The organism is Agromyces archimandritae, assembly GCF_018024495.1.
GTDB classification, from domain to species: Bacteria; Actinomycetota; Actinomycetes; order Actinomycetales; family Microbacteriaceae; genus Agromyces; species Agromyces archimandritae.
The window spans coordinates 781,522-800,118 of sequence record NZ_CP071696.1 but is presented as its reverse complement, the minus strand read 5'-3'; the positions used below and the strand labels follow the sequence as shown (position 1 = coordinate 800,118).

At 70.2% G+C, this 18,597-nt stretch carries 9 protein-coding genes; 2 read left to right on the top strand and 7 right to left on the bottom strand.

Translation table 11 applies throughout. The features are described 5' to 3' along the window. Positions 1–5: 5 nt before the first annotated feature. From trpS to G127AT_RS03630, 7 genes are all read right to left on the bottom strand, one after another. Complete coding sequence (trpS, locus tag G127AT_RS03660; protein ID WP_210899968.1) at positions 6–1,028, bottom strand: tryptophan--tRNA ligase; 1,023 nt, start codon at positions 1,026–1,028, stop codon at positions 6–8. A 17-nt stretch (positions 1,029–1,045) separates the two neighbouring features. Then, positions 1,046–1,879: an exodeoxyribonuclease III gene (locus G127AT_RS03655; RefSeq protein ID WP_210899965.1), complete on the bottom strand. Its 834-nt coding sequence runs from the start codon at positions 1,877–1,879 to the stop codon at positions 1,046–1,048. Between the two features lie 77 nt (positions 1,880–1,956). Then, positions 1,957–3,033, bottom strand: a complete 1,077-nt coding sequence (locus G127AT_RS03650) for a hypothetical protein (RefSeq protein ID WP_210899962.1) — start codon at positions 3,031–3,033, stop codon at positions 1,957–1,959. Then, entirely contained in the window at positions 3,033–3,650 is a 618-nt protein-coding gene (locus G127AT_RS03645) for an ATP-binding cassette domain-containing protein (protein ID WP_210899958.1), read from the bottom strand. Before G127AT_RS03645 ends, G127AT_RS03650 begins: the two co-directional genes overlap by 1 nt. Then, positions 3,641–4,525 (bottom strand): peptidoglycan-binding domain-containing protein, encoded by an 885-nt coding sequence (locus G127AT_RS03640; RefSeq protein WP_210899955.1) that lies wholly within the window; start codon positions 4,523–4,525, stop codon positions 3,641–3,643. The genes G127AT_RS03645 and G127AT_RS03640 overlap by 10 nt, the downstream gene beginning before the upstream one ends. A 193-nt stretch (positions 4,526–4,718) precedes the next feature. Beyond that, positions 4,719–5,264, bottom strand: a complete 546-nt coding sequence (locus G127AT_RS03635) for a hypothetical protein (protein WP_210899952.1) — start codon at positions 5,262–5,264, stop codon at positions 4,719–4,721. A 303-nt stretch (positions 5,265–5,567) separates the two neighbouring features. Then, positions 5,568–6,743 (bottom strand): YihY/virulence factor BrkB family protein, encoded by a 1,176-nt coding sequence (locus tag G127AT_RS03630; RefSeq protein ID WP_244857720.1) that lies wholly within the window; start codon positions 6,741–6,743, stop codon positions 5,568–5,570. Between the two features lie 370 nt (positions 6,744–7,113). Here G127AT_RS03630 and G127AT_RS03625 point away from each other — a divergent pair, with 370 nt between their 5' ends. Next, a complete protein-coding gene (locus G127AT_RS03625; RefSeq protein ID WP_210899949.1) occupies positions 7,114–15,024 on the top strand; it encodes a DUF11 domain-containing protein in 7,911 nt (2,636 codons plus the stop codon). Positions 15,025–15,230: 206 nt separating this feature from the next. Continuing rightward, a complete protein-coding gene (locus G127AT_RS03620; RefSeq protein WP_210899946.1) occupies positions 15,231–18,563 on the top strand; it encodes a DUF5979 domain-containing protein in 3,333 nt (1,110 codons plus the stop codon). Positions 18,564–18,597 lie beyond the last annotated feature (34 nt).

The following is an 18,597-nucleotide window of genomic DNA, read 5'->3' as shown; positions in this document are numbered from 1 at the left end:
GCCGCTCAGCGGGTGGGCCGGAGGAAGCCGACGCGGTCGTATACCGTCCCGAGCATACGATCGGCCCGCTCGGCGGCCTTCTCGGCGCCGTGGGCGAGGATGCGGTCGAGTTCGGCCGGGTCGGCGAGCAGCTCGGTGAAGCGCTCGCGGAACGGGGTGAGGCGTTCGACGACGGCTTCGGCGAGGTCCTTCTTGAGGTCGCCGTAGCCGCGGCCGGCGTATTCGGCCTCGATCTCGGGGATCGTGCGCTCGCTGACGCCGGCGAAGATGTCGAGCAGGTTCGAGATACCGGGTTTGGCGGCCACGTCGTAGCGGATCTCGCGCTCGGTGTCGGTCACGGCGCTCTTGATCTTCTTCGCGGTGATCTTCGGGTCGTCGAGCAGGCGGATGAGGCCGGCGTCGCTCGCGGCGGACTTCGACATCTTGCTCGTCGGGTCCTGCAGATCGTAGATGCGGGCCGAGGCCTCGGGGATGAAGCCCTCGGGCATCACGAAGGTCTCGCCGTAGCGCGAGTTGAAGCGCGCCGCGAGGTCGCGGGTGAGTTCGATGTGCTGACGCTGGTCGTCGCCGACGGGCACGAGCTCGGTCGAGTAGAGCAGGATGTCGGCGGCCATCAGCACCGGATAGGTGAAGAGGCCGACCGTGGTGCCCTCGGTGCCGAAGCGCTGCGACTTGTCCTTGAACTGCGTCATCCGGCTCGCCTCGCCGAAGCCGGTCATAGTGCCGAGCACCCAGGCGAGTTCGGTGTGGGCGGGCACGTGCGACTGCACGAAGAGCGTCGACCGTTCGGGGTCGACGCCGGCTGCGAGGTACTGGGCCGCGAGGGCGCGCGTGTCGGCGCGGAGCGCCTCCGGGTCCTGCTGCGAGGTGATCGCGTGCAGGTCGACGACGCAGTAGACGGGGTCGGTGGTCTCCTGCAGGGCGACCCAGTTGACGAGGGCGCCGAGGTAGTTGCCGAGGTGGAGCGAGGCGCTCGAGGGCTGCATGCCCGAGAAGACGATCGGGCGTGCGGATGCGGTGGTGGTCATGTGCGGTGGTGTCCTGTTCAGATGGCGTAATCGACGACGACGGGGGCGTGGTCGGACCATCGCTGGTCGTAGGCCTGGGCCCGGTCGATCACGTAGGACTGCACGGTGTCGGCGAGGGCCGGGGTGGCGAGGTGGTAGTCGATGCGCCAGCCGGTGTCGGTGTCGAAGGCGCGGCCGCGCTGCGACCACCAGGTGTAGGGGCCGGGCACTTCGCCGGCGGTGCGGCGGCCGACGTCCACCCAGCCGAGGCCGGCGCCGCGGTTGTAGTCGGGCTCGTCTTCTGCGCCGATGAAGCGGTCGAAGTAGGCGCGTTCGGTCGGCAGGAAGCCGGCGCGCTTGACGTTGCCCTTCCAGTTCTTGATGTCGAGGGTGCGGTGGCCGACGTTCAGGTCGCCGACGACGAGGGCGAGCTCGGAGTGCTCGGCGAGCTTCGGCAGCCGCTCCTGCATGGCGTCGAGGAACCTGTATTTCTCGACCTGCTTGGGGGTGTCGACCTCGCCCGAGTGCACGTAGGCGGACACGACCGTCACGATGCGGCCGCCGACCTCGTAGTCGGCTTCGAGCCAGCGGCCGGCGGAGTCGAAGTCGTCGGGGCCGAGGTCGACGCGGTGGATCGAGGCCCGGTTGCGGCTGGCGATGGCCACCCCGGCGCGCCCCTTCGCCGTCGCCGGATCGTGCAGCACGTCCCACTCCTCGCCGAGGAGGCCGACGAGGTCGTCGGTGGATGCCCGCACCTCCTGCAGGGCGAGGATGTCGACGCCGCGCCCGTCGAGCCACTCGCCCATGCCCTTGCGGAACGCGGCGCGGACGCCGTTGACGTTGACGGAGGCGATGCGGAGGGCGGCGGGCATGCGTCGAGTCTAGAACGTGCCGCCGACACGGATGCGGGCCGGGATCGGCCGGGCCGCGGCATCCACCGAGCCACGCCTCATTGTCGATCCTTGAAGTATGCGAAGAGGTGCCGTTCGCGAACGGCCAGCGTGCCGAGCAGTGTGCCGAGGAGTGCGCCCCCGGTCAGGGCCACCGCGACGCGCAGGGCGTTCGTCAGTGCGGCGGCCAGCTCGTCGACGTGCAGGCCGGCGGCGAAGAGCGCGGCTGCCGACACGCAGAATGCACCCGCCGGGATGGCCCAACTCGATGCTTCGAGCAGCATCTGCGTGACGGCGTCGCTTCGGGTCAGCCCGGCATGCATGTCGGAGGCGATTCCGAGTCGTCTTCGGCGAATGGCGATCCATCCGAGTGCGAGCGCACCGAGCACCGCGACGAGCGGCACGTACCGGGTCAGACGCGACGCGTACCGCTCCGGCACGTTGAAATGCACGCCGAGCGTGGTGTTGAGCTGAGAGATCTGGGGCCCGTCGTCCTGAGGGGCGCCTGCGACGATCGTCGCGTTGAGAAGCGTCGAGAGCCCGTCTTTCGGCGGCCACGTGGACGCCCAGCATTCGTCGAAGACGCCGTCCTGCGGCACGGGGGCGAGCACGGCCCAGTTCAGGCCCCCTCGGCGCCCATCGCTCGGGTATGCGTAGACGGCGGCCAGTTCGACCGGGCCCTCTTGCGTCGAGATCGCATCACCCGGCATGACACCGATCTGTTCCGCCACCTCCGACGCGAGAAGCACGCCGCTCGGAATCGCTTCCGGCTCGGGGGCGAGCAGCGTCGGGAAGCCCGTCGTCACCTCATAGGCGGACACGGGTATCGAGGGGAGGACCGACAGCCGCAGATCGTCGTTCCGAGCTCGGATCGCGCCTGCGGCGAGGACGCCCTCGGCATCTCGCAGCGACGCGCAGCTCCGGCCGTCGACGGCGCCGGGTGCCGTGATCGTCATGATGGCCGCGCCGCGGTCGCGGAACGCGTCGGCTTCGGCGATCAGGCCGCGCACGGTGAAGGTGTCGGCCGCGACGAGCAGTGTTCCGGTGAGGGCGCTCACGAGGAAGAGGGTGAGGGCCTGCGAGGTGCCGCTGCCGACGTTGCGGGCGACCTCTCTCAGCAGCGAGGCGATGCGCATCAGCCGGCGGGGCTCTCGGCGAACAGCGCCAGATCGATCACCGCGGAACATGCGTCGCGCGTTCGTTCGTCGTGGGTCGCCACGACGACGATCATGCCGTCGCCGCCGAGTTCGCCGATGACGCTGTTGACCGTCGCGGCCGTCGTGGCATCCAGTTGCGCCGTCGGCTCGTCGATGAGGAGGAGGTCGGGGGCAGAGGCGACGGCTCTGGCGAGCATGAGCCGCTGCGCTTCTCCGCCCGAGAGAGAGCGGAACTCGTGGGTCTTGACGGAGGAGAGGTTGAAGCGATCCAGGAGGTCGCTTGCGGCGCGATCCGCATCGTCGGGCTGTGCGCCGCAGGCGAGCAGCGGGAACGCGACGAGGTCGGACGCGGAGCGACCCGGCGCACCGTGGGGGTTCTGGAACACCCACTTCGTCGCTCGGATGCCGGAGCGGGTGATACGCCCCGCGGTCGGCTCGATCCAGCCGGCGAGCATGCCGAGGAGCGTGCTCTTTCCGGAGCCCGACGGCCCGGTCAGGGCGTAGACCTGCCCAGGCAGCAACTTTCTCGTGACGCCCGTGAACAGCCATGGCCGCCCTGCGAAGCGGTGACCGAGACCTTCGAGACTCACCGGCATTCCGAGGCTCCTCGGCCGGGGGCCAGCGCAACCGCCTCCGGCGGGGTGGATGGGAACTCCACGAAGGTCTCGCCGAGCTGAGATCCGATGATACGGACGGGAATCGGTGCACCGTCGACCAATACACAGGCGTCGTCGCCATCCACCCGGTACAGAGCGGAGGGCGGCACAGCGCCGACTTCGATCGGCTCGAGGAGCGAGAGCTCGCCCGAGACCGTTTGCGGAGGGTCCGAGGCAAGAGCGGATCGCACGACCGGAGTGTCCGCGAGTGCGGCACGGTCCGCCTCTGCGCCCACAACGCCGGCGTCATCGAGCGGGACGACGACATCGCCGATCAGCAGCTTCCGCTCCCCATCGATGAGCCGCTCGGGTATTGCCGTGAGAGCGGCCTGCGCCGGCGCACCGGCGACCTCGACGAGCCGTGCCCCCGCCTCGACGGAAGCGCCGAGCGGCACGGCGCACGATGTGACGAGGGTCGAATCGGCGGGCAGCCAGAGGACCTCGCCGACTGCGATGACGGGTTCGGTCGAAGCGGGCACGTGCGCCGGGCGAAGCTCGTCGAAGGCTGCGATCGAGCCGCTGCCGAGCACCCCGTCTGCGGTGACTCCGCCGACGAGTCGGGCCAGTTCTTCCTGCAGTGCGAGGACGTCTTCACCGGAGTCGCCGATACGCAGATCCCGCCAAAGCGGGACTTCAGTCGCGAGATTGACGATCGGCGTGCCGTTCACCTGGAAATCCGATGCGCCGGAACGCAGCGCTACCCCGGCGGCACAGTTCGTGCCGGTGATGGTCCCGCTGGCCGGCGAGACGATCGGAACGGGCTCGTCGATGGTGAACGCGATCTCGACCGGACGGGCATCGTCGAACGAACGCATCGTGACCGGAGCGGTTCCGATGGGCGCGGGGGTGCCGAGATCCCTCGGAGTATCGGGAGCGAGCCATGCGGTCGCGGCAGCCGCCCCCACGACTGCGCTGAGCAGGGCGACAATAGAGAACAGTCCCAGCTTTTTCGCTCGAATATGGCCTTGCAGGTGGAGAACGGTGCGTGCAGTTTGCATATTCTGTGCACTATTCGGGGATCAGGCCCAGAGGGTCTCGGTCGCACTCATGCCTGATCTCTTCGCCCTTTGCTTCCCCAATGCTGTACGGGTATTCGCCATCAAATCCGTCTTCGACGTATTCTTCTCCACGGTACCCTGCGGGTACTGCCCCGCGTTCTACCATGCAATCCGCGATAAGCTGATTCTCGTCTAAATTGTCAGGGTTCGTCAGTATCTGGGAATAAAGCGAGCCGATGAGATCTTCACCCGACGATTCGCTGCACGATGAGATTGTTTCATGGGCACCGTCTGGGCCGAGGCCCGCTGGAATGTTCGTCTCGAATGTGCCATCGAGATGATAATCGATCGTGATGCCGCGGGCGCCCGCACATTCTTTGAAGCGTGAAATCATCTCTGAGCGCTCCTGATCCGACACGACCCCGTCTTCGAGAACCTCTCGCGCGAAGTCGTCCTGCGCGTCCGCGTAGTGGTCCGCGAACTCCTGCGCCCATGCCCCCTCGAAGACCGGCTTGGGATCGGGGTTCGTACAAGCCGTCAGAGCGAGCAGAATCATGCTCATACTCCCGACGGAGGCAGCGATTACATGTCTGGGAGCAAAGTGCATTATTCACCTCCGGGTCGGGACTTGTGGGCGGCCGGAGTCACGCGGCGGCCCCCAAGTCATGCCTACCTGACGTTGTAGTAGGCGGTGTTTCCGCTGAAGGCCATAGAGGAGGAGCAGGTCTCGAACCTGCGGTATCTCACAGCTTCCTCCTTTGGTTCTGTGCCGTGCCGAGAACGTAGCAGACGGTCGTGATTCTCGAGAGGAAAGCGCCCCGAATGGGGTTCGCAGAGGCTCCTGCCGAAGGCTGCCGCGTCAGCCGGCCTCGGCCTCCGCGAGCTCCTCCTCGGCGGCCTTCAGCCGGCGCTTGGCGGCCGGCCGGCGCATCCACCCGGCGGAATCGAGCTCGGCCTGCGCCTCGCGCACCCGCACCCGGGCGGCGAGCACGAGGGCCCGCTGCTCGGCGGCGTGCTGTTCCGCCTCGAGCTGCTCGGGCGTGACCCGCCGCAGCGTCTCGCCGCGGTCGCGGGCCTCGACGGCGATCCAGGACGCGGCGACGAGGATCACGATGTTCGTGAAACGGAACCAGAGCAGCAGGCCGAGGAAGACCGCGAAGGCGGCGAAGGTCGCGTAGAGGGGGCTGCGGGTGGCGAGCGTCAGCAGGAGGTTCGCGGCCAGCTGCAGCAGGGCGAGGGCGAGGCCGCCGATGAGCGAGCCCGTCCAGAGCCGGTGCCAGGGCACGGCCGCGCCCGAGAGGAAGCGGTAGAGCACGGCGAGGGCGATCGTGTCGATCGCGAAGACGATGACGAGGCCGCCGGCCCGCACGAGCACCGTGAGCCAGGTGCCGTCGTCGATGCCGATGAGCCCGAAGAGCCATTTCAGCAGCGACGTGGTCGCGACCGACAGGAGGGCGGCCACCAGCAGCGAGGCGCCGAACGCGAGGCCGGCGAGCAGGTCGCGCGTCTTCAGCAGGAAGTAGTTGCGGTCGTCCTTGGCGAGGTCGAAGGCGCTGCGCACGGCCGTGCGCGAATAGGTGATGTAGCCGATGGCCGTCCAGATGACGCCGGCGAGGGCTGCCGCACCGGTCCAGCCGAAGAGGCTGACGCCGGAGTTCGCGAGGTTCTCGAGCTGGCTCTCGTCGACGATGCCGTTGTCGCCGATGACCCCGGGGGCGTAGGAGTTCACGATCTCGACGAAGGCGTTGTAGGCGAGTTCGTTGCCGAAGAGCCAGATGCCGGCGATCGCGAAGGCGACGTAGATGCCGGCGAGCACGGCGAAGATCGCCTGATAGCTCATGCCGGCGGCCAGGAGGAACCCGTTGCGGGCGAGGAAGTGCCGCCAGACGCGCACGGGGAACCAGGCGAGGGTGCGGTCGGTGAGCTCGGAGACGCGGCGGATGGGCTCTTCGAGGCGCTCGCGCAGGGGCACGTCGGCGGTGTCGGCCGGCCGGTCGGCCGGCGCGTCGTCCTGCCGGCGCGTGCGATCCCCCACCCGACCAGCGTACGGGGCGCCGGTGCGCGCGTCGGTGTGCGGATGCCCCGGCGCGTGCCTCCCGAACGGGGGACGCATCACACTGCCGTTATCGAATCGTTACCGTATGGGGGACGCGAAGTCCCGCGTGAATGCGAGGAACGCTCACAGATGACCCCCGTTTTGGTGCCAGCGGCATCCTTCCGCCCGTATTCGGCCCTCTGTCAGCATTCGAGCCGGGGGTCCGCCGTCGGAACCCTCTGCAGTGCATCCGCCCGCCGTCTCGGCGAAGAGCAAAGGGTCATCAATGCGCAGGTCTCGAACCTCAGAGCGAACCACGGTCTTCGGAGCAGAACAGCCGTCCCGGCGCCGATTCAGGTCGGCGATCGCCGTGCTCGCCGCCGGAGCCCTGCTCGTCGTCGGGCTGCCGACCGCCGCCAACGCCGGCGAGGCCGACCCCGACGCCGCTCAGGACGTGGCCGCGCTGCTCGCCCAGAACGAGGCGGCCGTGCAGGAGGCGAGCGAGACACCGGCGACGGATGCCGCGGGCGAGGACGCCGACGACGCACCCGCATCCGGCGAACCCGCCGCCGACCCGACGGGCGAACCGCCCGCCGAGGATGCACCGGCCGACGAGCTCCCGGCCGAGGAGACGCCGGCGGAGGAGGTGCCCGCCGACGGCGGCGAGGCCCCCGCCGACGCGACCGAGACCCCCGCGAAGCAGAGTCGCGACGCGGGCATCGGCATCCTGAGCGTGCCGCCGGCCACCGGCAACAACGCGGTCATCACCGTCAAGGTCGGCGGCGACCGCACCGCACCGAGCGCCATCGCGCCCCTCGCAGGCGTACAGCTGACCCTCTACAACGGCGGCAACGGCGGGCCGTCGAACCCGGTCGGCCAGCCGTGGTCGGTCTGCACCTCCGACGCCCAGGGCGACTGCAGCTTCATCGTGCCGAATACCCAGTTCGGCGGCAGCAACCGCGACGACCAGTTCTGGGTCGTGCAGACCGGCGGCGCCCCCGGCTACTTCACGAACGACGAACTCGCCGTCGGTACCACCCCGAGCGCCGATGAGTACACCTTCCGCACCGGCGACCAGCTCCGCGCCGGCCAGACCTACTCCTCGCAGGCGAACTTCATGATCGCCTCGGGCAACAGCAACAACGTCGCCTCCGGCGGCATCTGGCAGAACTCGCGGAACAACCCCGCCGTTCCCCAGCAGTGCGGCATCGACATCGCCCTCGTCATCGACCTCTCCGGCTCGGTCGCCCCGAGCTTCGGCGACCTGCAGGACGCGGCCACGGGCTTCGTCGACGCCCTCGAGGGCACGCCCTCGCAGGTCGGCGTGTACACCTTCGCGACGACGGCACCCGCCAGCGCCGGCGGAACCCTCGGCATCACGCCGGTCTCCACCGAAGCCGGCGCCGACATCGTGCGCGACCACATCGACGACTTCACCACCCCGGTCGGCGCGACCAACTGGGACCAGGGCCTCGCGCAGATCGCCTCGACGAGCACCCTCTACGACATCGCGCTCGTAATCACCGACGGCAACCCGACCGTGTACGCCGACGACGAGGGCCCGGGCAACCGCACCCGCTTCCGCGAGGTCGAGAACGGCATTTTCTCCGCCAACGCGGTGAAGGCCAAGGGCACGAAGGTCGTCGCCTTCGGCGTCGGCGACGGCGTCGGCGGCGACCCCGAGAACCTCATCGCGATCTCGGGCCCCGTGCTCGGCGACGACTACTTCCAGACCGAGGACTACGAGGCCGCCGGCGAGCAGCTGCGCGAACTCGCCCTCGGCGCCTGCGAGGGTTCGATCTCGATCGTCAAGCAGGTCGTCGACCAGGGCACCACCGGCGAAGACATCACCGGCGCCACGCCGACCGGCGGCTGGGAGTTCACCGCGGCATCCAACACCGCAGGCGTCACCCCGGCCACGCAGTCGGGCACCACGGCCCCCGGCACCGGTGCCGTGAACTTCCCGCTCGTCTTCGACGGCCCCTCCTCGGGCAACCTCACCGTCACCGAGACCGAGCAGACCGGCTACGACATCGTCACCCAGGGCGGCAAGCGCGCCGTCTGCACGAACATCGGCACCGGGGCATCCGTGGACGTCACGAACGATCCGAACGATCCCTTCGCCTTCTCGGTCGACCTGCCGGCTACCCAGTCGGTCAGCTGCATCGTCTACAACCGGCCCCCGAACCCGGCGGCGAGCGTGAACGTGGTCAAGCGCTGGATCGTCAACGGCACGGCCTTCGCGAACGGCAATCAGCCCTCCGGCCTGTCCGCGCAGCTGCGCCTCGACGACGCGAACGCGCCGTGGGGGGTCACGCAGACCGGCTTCAGCGCCGGCGACACCGTCGAGATCGACGAGACCACGACGATCACCGGCCGCGACCTCTGCCGCGTCACCGACAGCGCCGTGACCCTCGGTAACGGCCAGCCCCTCGACGAGGCGCTGCCGTACGAGCCCGCGCTCGCCGCGGGTCTGAACTCCTTCACCCTGACGAACACGGTCGAGTGCACCGCCGAGCTCACGCTGAAGAAGACGGTGCAGGGCGGCCCCGCCGACCCGGCCGGGTGGCAGCTGGACTCCGTCGGCCCGAACGGGGCCCTCGCAGGCCCCGCCGGCACGACGGGCGTCACCGCCCCGGTGACGCCGGCCGTCCGCTACGCCCTCACCGAGGACGGCGACCCGCACTACCGCCAGTCGATCCTGCCGGGCGGCGAGCCGGTGCCGCCGTCGGCGGGCAGCTGGAACTGCGTGCAGGTGGATGCCCAGGGCAACACGATCCCCGGCTTCGCCGACGGAATCAACGGCGGCGTGACCGTGCCGCTCGGGTACCGCGTCGCCTGCACCGCCGTGAACCAGACGGCAACGGTGACGATGTTCAAGGAGATCCCGGGCCAGCAGGACGTCTCCGACTGGCTGCTGACCCTCGAAGCCCAGGGCGTCGACCCCGAGATCGCCGATCAGCTGTCGGTATCGGTGGCCAGCGGCGAAAGCGCCCTCGTTCGGCCGGGCACCGTCTACCGCATCAGCGAGGTCGGCCTGAACGGCGCGGACGAGCAGTACGAGCTCACCGGCATCGTCTGCACCCTCGACGGGCAGGAGGTGCCGCTCGAGAACGGCGACCTCATCACCTTCACGGCGCTCACCGAGGTCGAGTGCACGCTCACGAACACGCCGATCCAGCCGACCCTCGAACTGACGAAGGTCGTGGAGCCGGCGGGCGTCGCCGACCCGGCCGACTGGCACCTGACCGCCACGCAGGGCGGCAGCGAGGTGCTCGCCGGCGACGGCCACGCCGGCCCGGCCGACGTCGCCGCGGGCGTGGAGACCGCGCTCGCCGAGTCGACGGAGCTGCCGGGTGCGGATGCCGCATTCGACGCCGCCTGGGCGTGCACCGTCGACGGGGAGGACGTCATCGTCACCGATGGCGTGCTGCCGGCCCTCGAACTCGCCCAGACCGCCGAGTGCGTCGTCACGAACACGCTGAAGCCGATCACGCCGAGCGTCGACAAGACGGTCGCCGTGCCGACGGCGAACGCCGACGGCACCTGGACGATCGACTACACGATCGAGGCCACGAACCCGAGCACCTTCACCGCGATCGACTACGACCTCGTCGACCTGCTCGACTTCGGCGGCGACATCGAGGTGCTCGCGGCGAGCTACACCGACCCGGGCGGCACCGACCACGACTTCGCCGACCCGGTCACCGGCCCGCAGCAGCTCGCCACGGATCGCAGCCTCGCGGCGGATTCGAGCGAGACGTGGACGGTGCGCGTGAACGCGCGAGTGGATGCCGGCGCCTTCGCCGACCCCGAGAACACGCTGCACTGCGTGCCGGGCGAAGCGAGCGGCTTCCTGAACACCGCGACGCTCAGCTACGACGGCGAGGACGTCGACGACGAGGCGTGCGCCGAGCCGGTCGAACCGACCGTGCTGAAGACTGCGGGCACCGCGGTCGACCACGGCGACGGCACCTGGACCCTGCCGTACACGATCACCGTGACGAACCCCTCGGCCACGACGGGCGTCGTCTACGACCTCGACGACGAGCTCGGGCTCGCCGCAGGCGCCGAGCTCCTCGGGGCGAGCGTCACGCCGCCGCCGGGGGTCGCCCTCGTCGACGGCTGGACGGGCGTCGCACCCGACACCCTGCTCGCCGACGACATCGCCCTGGCCGGCACGCCCGGCCTCGACGCGCACGTCTACACGGTCGAGGTGCTCGTGCGGCTCGTCGCCGACACGCCCGCCCTGCGCTGCCCCGGCGGCGCCGACAACACCGCGACGGTGACGAGCGGCAACCAGGAGCTCGAATCGAGCGCCTGCGTGCCGGTCATCCCGCCGGCCGTCACGATCGACAAGACGGTCGTGCCCGGATCGGTGTCGCAGGCGATCGACGGCACTTGGGGCATCCAGTACCGCGTCGATGTGACGAACACCGGCGAGACGACGGCGATCTACTCGCTGACCGACACCCCGCTGTTCGCCGACGCCGTCACCGGCGGCGACTTCGCGGTCACCCTCGACGGCTCCGACATCCCGTGGAACGGCGGCGTGCTCGCCGAGAACGCGGTGCTCGGGGCGGGCCAGACGGCGAGCTACGTCGTCACCGTCACCGGCCTCGTCGTACCGGGCCCGTGGCTGACCGACGGAACGGGCATGTGCCCGCCGCCCGGCCAGGGCGCGACCGGCGCGTTCAACAACGAGGGCGCGGTCACCAGCGGCGGCACCACGGTGCGCGACGAGGCGTGCGACACGCCGAGCGTGCCCGATGTGGAGAAGTCGGGCGGCACGGCGGCCCAGCAGCCCGACGGCAGCTGGGACGTGAGCTACACGCTCACCGTCGACAACTCGTCCGGCAAGGCCGTGTTCTACGACCTCGACGACGAACCGGGCTTCCCGGCCGGCGTCACGCTGAACGACTACTCGGTCGCAGAGGTCTCGCCGAACCCCGGGCCGATCGCGACCGACGTCGCCCCGGTGCCGGCCATGTTCCCGATCGTCTCCGACCGGGGCATCGGCGCCGGCGAGACGCACGTGTACACGGTGACGATCAACGTCGAGGTGCCGTTCGGCACCATCGACGACGACGAGTGCACGGGGGAGCCGGGTCACGGCTTCTACAACCTCGCCGAACTCACCAGCGGCCAGCTCGTCATCGACGATGACGACTGCACGCCGGTCGAAGAGGGCGGGGCGCCGACGGTCGACAAGGGCGACCCGACGCTCGAGCTCTCGGGCGACGGGCAGTGGACCGCCGTGTACGAGATCACCGTCACCGGCAACGCCGAGTTCGTCTCGACGTACACGCTCGACGACACGCTCCGCTTCGGCGGCGCCGTCGACCTCGTCTCGGCCGAATGGTCCGGCGAGGGCGACACCGGCGAGTGGGCCGATCCGGCCGCCGAGCCCACCGAGACGATCGTGGCCACGCCGCGGGTGATCGGCGTCGACGAGGTGCACGTCTACACGGTGACGGTCGTCGCCGAGGTCGACGCGGCCGCGTTCGAGGACCCGTCGACCACGACGTGCGAACCGACCGAGGGCACGCCGAACGTCGGCTTCCTGAACGAGGTCGTCATGACGGTCGGCGGCACCGAGCAGTCCGACACGGGCTGCGATGTTCCGGTGCGGCCCGAGATCGAGAAGACCGCCGACGGCCCTGCGGTGCAGGACGGCGACGGCTGGACGGTCTCGTACACGATCACCGTCGACAACCCGTCCGACGCGCAGGGCCTCGTCTACGATCTGCACGACACCCCCGACTTCGGCGGCGACGTGACGATCACGGACCGCGAGGTCACGAGCAGCGATGTCACGGTGAACCCGGGCTGGAACGGCGCGGCATCCACCGACGACCTCGTCGTCGAGGATCAGAGCCTGCCGGCATCCACCACCCACACCTTCCACGTCACGATCGACTTCGCGGTCGACGAGGAGGCCGCCGGCCCCGAGCTCTCCTGCGAGGGCGAGGGCGGAAAGGGCCTGCTGAACGGCGCGGTCGTCGTCGCCGGCGGCGAGTGGAGCTCGGAGGGCTGCGTCGACGTGCCCGTCACGGTCGAGCTGCAGAAGAGCTGGGTCATCGACGGCGGCGAGCCGATCGCCTGGGACGACCCGGCGCTGCCCTTCGGCTTCGACGCCGAGGCGAGCCTCGACGGCGCTGCGATCGGCTGGGGCGAGGTCGACGGCCCGCGGGCGCCGGCGAGCACCGTGCAGGTGGATGAGGAGACCTTCATCCCCGCCGGCTGCGAGCTGACCTCGGCCGACGGCCTCGGCGAGCACGTGCTGACCGGCGCGGTGAACGTCATCGACGTCGTCAACACGGTCGAGTGCACGCAGACGGTGACGCTCACGAAGGTGGTCCACAACCCGCACGGCGGCACGGCCGAGCCGAGCGACTGGATCGTCAGCGGCTCGAGCGAGAACGGCACCGGGGACTTCTCGGGCGCCGGGTTCGCCGCCGGGGACCTGCCCGTGGACGTCGGCTTCCTGCTCGACGAGTCGAGCGAGGTCACCGGCTACGAGGTGGCCGAGAACTGGAGCTGCACGGCCAGCCGCGGCGGGCCCGAGTCGTTCCGGCTCGACGAGGTCTTCACGCCGAACGACCACCAGAAGATCCTCACCGTGCTCCGCTACGGTGCCGTGATCGACTGCGTGATCGAGAACCGGGACCTCGAACTGCCGGCCGACCTCCAGGTCGAGAAGCAGGCGCTCCTGCCCGACGGGGTCACCTCCGTCGAGGCCGGCGACACCTTCGACTGGGTCATCGGAGTCTGGAACAACGGGCCGGCCGTCGCCCAGGGCGCGGTCGTCACCGACACCCTCGCCGAGGGCCTCTCGCTCGACCTTGACCCGTCGCTGTGGGAGATCCCGGAGGCCTACGGTCTCGACTCGGCGGTCTGGACCGTCACGACCGATGGTCGCGCATTCGAGTTCGCGACGCTCGCCCCGATCCCGGTCGGCAGCGCGGCATCGCCGTTCGCCTCGATCACGATCCCGGTCGTCGTCGACACGCCCGCCGCCGGTCCGATCCCGGAGAACCCGGAGGAGGCGCCGCCGGTCGAGCTGCCCGTGAACCTCGCCAACGAGGCCTGCGTGGCGCTGCCGCCTGCGCAGCAGGAGGAAGAGGAGCCGGGGCCGCGCGCGGTCGTGAACCGCATCTCCGGCACCTACGAGGAGGTTCTCACCAACAACTGCGACGACGCCGAGGTGCCGACCAAGGCCATCGAGGCGAACGCGTGGGTGCAGTGCGAGAACGACGTGCCCTACCTGAACTACGACGTCATGACGACGGGTGCGGTCGCCCCGGGTGAGATCACGATCACCTGGATGCCGGACTCGACGGTCTACCCGGATGCGGAGCCGATCGTCACGACGGTTCCGTGGGAGGAGCGGGACGGCCGCACCATCTGGCCGTACGGCGCCGTGAACGAGGACGGGATCTCGATCGCCTGGCCGGGCTGGCGCCTGGCCGAGGAGGGCGACGTCGTCGGCGAGGGCACGATCGTGGCCTCGTGGGAGAACATGGTCAAGGACTCGGCGCTTCCGAGCTACGCGTTCGCCGACCAGGTGAACCCGATGACGATCACCTTCGAGATCAACCCGAGCCAGTCGGTGCTCGCGGTCTACCCGATGGCCACGCCGGCCTGCGCGGTCGAGCGCGACGCCTCGCCGCAGATCGTGAAGACGGCGAGCCTCGATCGGGTGAAGCCGGGCGGCTCGTTCGATTACACGCTCCGGGTGACGAACCCGGGTCTCGGGTCGACGGCCGCCATGGAGCTCTTCGACGAGATCCCCGCCGACCTCCGGGTCGACGAGATCACGACGGCTCCGGCTCCCGCGTTCCCGCGTTGGGACGACTGCGCGGTGACCGGCACCGACTCGGCCGGCTACGGCGGCGTGCTGCACTGCGTGCTGAACGGCCAGATCGGCGGCACGCGGCCGGATGCCCCGGACATCGTGCTCGAGGTCACGCTGCACCCGTCGAGCTCGGCGACGCGCATCGAGAACACCGGTGAGATCTGCTGGAACGAGATGCCCGACGGCGAGAGCGGGGCCGCGGTCAGCGGTGCCGTACCCCTGAACCCGCAGCAGCCGATCCTCTGCGACGACTCGACCGCGGTGGTGACCGTGCTGCACGGCACGAAGCCGGCGGGTCTTGCGGGCACCGGCTTCGGCGGGGGCTCGTGGTTCTGGGCGGGCGGGTTGCTCCTGCTCCTCGGCGGCATCGTCGTCGTGGTCGGGATGCGCCGCCGCACGCGGGACGGGCTGCCGATCGAGTAGCGCCATGAGCGCGGGGCGCCTCGCCCCGCAGCGAGGAGGGGTGGATGCACGAGCATCCACCCCTCCTCCGCGTCAACGCCCGAGGCCCCCTCTTCAGGGGACGTTGTGCCTCTTCCCAGGGGGTGCACATCTCTGCCATACTCGACGCGGACCACCCGATCCCCCTTGTTCGCGCTGCCCCGAGCGCACCCGTCTGGAGTGTCTGCATGCCTTCCCCTGCCCCGTCGCGCCCTCGGCGCCGTCCGTCCTCCCGCTCCCTCAGGCGCGGCATCGCCGCCGTCCTCAGCGGCCTCCTCATCGCCGGCGCCGGCTTGACCGCGGCACTGGCTGCGCCGGCCGCGGCGACCGCCGCCGAGTCCGTGTCGCTCGGGGCCGTCGAGGCCCGCGTCTCGGATCACCGCGGCGATGTCGGGAAGGCGGATGCGACGAGCGCGAACCGCGGCACCACGGACGGCTACTGCATCACCTACGACCCTCGCGACGCGCAGAACGCGCAGACGACGTGGGCGAGCGCATCCGGTGAATCCCGCACGGGGCACGGCATCCCGAGCGGTGACCGCGCGTGCCCGAAGTCGCTCGACATGAAGCAGTCGGTCATCGGCGTGCGGCCCGCCGTCGAGAAGATCGACGCCGAGCCCGGCACGGCCTTCCCGATCGGCCAGATCACCCACTACAACAGCCCGATCACGACCGAGGGCTCCAGCAACTACTTCGGCGGCACCCTGAGCTACCGCTTCGCGGACGAGCCCGAGGCGCCGCTCGACTTCGACTGGTGGCTGAACGAGACGCCGAACGACGCCGGTCGCTGGAACAACGGCGGCGTCGATGACGAGTTCCGGTTCCTGAACACCGTCTCCGACCGCGTCGTGGAGATCGACGGGCGCGACTACAAGCTCGTCATCACGGGCTTCTCGAACGTGGAACGCGAGAAGCGGGACGGGAAGACCGCCGCCGGGCTCTGCCCGGCCAAGCCCGGCGACGACATCGTCACCGACTGGAAGACGCCCGAGAACGAGAAGACCACGGCCTGCCTCTACGCGAAGTTCGAGGCGGCCAACGAACTCGTCGTCACCAAGGCCGTCGTCGGCGACCCCGGCTTCTCGCAGAAGACCTTCGACTTCGCCTCGACGAGCACGATCGCCGGCACCGCGTTCGACGCGTCGGCCTTCAAACTGCAGGAGGGCCGCTCCTACGCGGGCAGCATCCTCACCGGCGAGCAGGTGACGATCACCGAGGAGAAGCTCGGCAAGGACTGGAAGTTCCAGGGCGCCGTATGCGCCGATGAGACCGGCCCGATCGACGTCGAGGTCGACAAGAAGGGTCGCAGCCTGACGCTCACCAACCCGGGCGCCACCGGCACCATCGCCTGTACCGTCACGAACGCATACACCGCCAGCGGAGCGCTCGTCATCGAGAAGGAACTCGTCGACGCCGGTGCCGGCTACACCGGCACCGGCGACGCCTTCGAGATCGCCTACGCGTGCGGCGCCGTCACCGGCACCGTCGCCCTCGGCCCCGGCGAGTCGTCGGAGACGATCACCGGCATCCCGGCGAACACCGTCTGCACCGTCGGCGAGCAGCCCCTCGACGACGCGCTCCTCGGCGCCCGCTTCGACTGGGCCGCACCGGCCTACGGCGGCGACGCCGACGCGCAGGGCACCGTGAAGATCCCGGCCGACAAGACCAAGACGGTCGTCGTCACCAACACGACCGTCGACCTCGGGCCGGAGCTCGGCTCGCTTGCCGTCGACAAGACTCTGGCGGGCGCCGCCGAAGGCTACGTGCCGAGCGACTCCGGCACCGACTTCGCCGTGTCGTGGCGCTGCACCGGCGACGACATCGAGGGCGAGCTCCTCGGCTCGCTCCCGGTCGGCACGGGCAGTACCGTGCTGAGCAGCGAGATCCCCGTCGGCTCGACGTGCGAGATCTCCGAGGCGGCCCCCTCCGAGGCGCTGCTCGCCGACCCGTCGTACGTGTGGGCCGCACCCGTCGTGGGCGATGCCGTCACGATCGCGGCCGGGGAGCCGGCATCCATCGGCCTCGTGAACACGGTCGAGCGGGTCTTCGACCTCGCGATCACGAAGCAGGCCGATCTCGCCCGGGCGAACGACCGCGCGGTCCAGGCCGGCGACGGCTTCGACTACGTGCTCACGGTGACGAACGTGCAGGGCGGCAGCGTCGCCGGTGTGACCGTCACCGACAGCCTGCCCGCCGAGCTCGCGCTCGACCCGACCCGCCCGATCGCCTTCGAGCCGGCCGCCGACTGGGCGTCCACCGGTACCGACCGCGAGCTCGTCTTCACGAGCTCGGCGACGCACACCGCGCACACGGTCGTGACGATCCGGGTGCCCGTGACGGTCGTCGAGGCCGCACCGGCCCCGCTCGGCGAGGGCTCCGGTGAGGCGAGCGACATCGACTTCGCCGACGTCGTGAACACCGCCGTCGTCTCCGTCCCCGGCGACGTCGACGAGTCGAACAACACGAGCACCGAGACGACGCCGCAGAAGCAGCTCGACGCGCACGCCTTCGTGCAGTGCGAGAACGACGTGCCGTGGGTGAACTTCGGCATCGAGACCTCGAACCTCGCCGAAGAGCCGACCGAGGCCACGATCGCCTGGACGACGGCCGACGGCCGCACCGCGACGAAGACCGTGCCGGCCTCGGCAGGCCGGGTCCTGTGGCCCTACGCCGCCGTCGATGAGAACGGCGTCGGCATCGCGTGGCCGGGCTGGCGCCCCGCCGCCGAGGGCGACGTGGTCGGCCAGGGCACGATCGTGGATGCCTGGGAAGACCTCGTCAAGGACACCTCGCTCGAGAGCTACGCCTTCTCCAGCACGACCGAGCCGCTCCTCGTCACCATCACGGTGAACCCGAGCCAGTCGTTCACCGCGACGTACCCGCAGGCCACCCCGGCGTGCGAGGTGCAGCGCGACTCGGCGATCTCGGTGACGAAGACGGCGAGCGTGGATGCCGTCAAGCCCGGCGGCGAGTTCTCCTACGCCCTCAAGGTGCGCAACACCGGCCTCGGCGCGGCCTCCCCGGTCGTGCTGAGCGACGCGATCCCCGCGGAGCTGAAGGTCACCGGCATCAGCACCGCCGAGGCGCCCGCCTTCCCCCGCTGGGAGGGCTGCGCGGTCACGGGCGCCGATGAGGCCGGCTTCGGCGGCGTCGTCGAGTGCACGCTCGTCGGCCCCCTCGGACGGGGGGTCACCGCACCCGAGGTCGTGCTCGACGTCACCGTCGCCCCGAAGCTCGAACTGCTGACGCTCACGAACACCGCGGTGGCGTGCGCGGCCGAGTACGATCCGGCCCTGCCTCCGGCCGAGGCGACGCTGTGCGCCGAGGGATCCACGACGATCGCCGTCGGCGCCCCGATCGCCCTGCCGGCCGAAGCCGACGACCCGGCCGGCCTCGCCTCGACCGGCTTCGCGGGCGGCCCCTGGGCCTGGTTCGCCGTGGTGCTTCTCGCCCTCGGCAGCGGTGCGAGCGCCTTCGTCCTGAGCCGCCGTCGCCGCGTCACGGGCACGCCCGAGGCGTAACCGGCCGCGCGACGCCGAGAACGGCCCGGGCTTC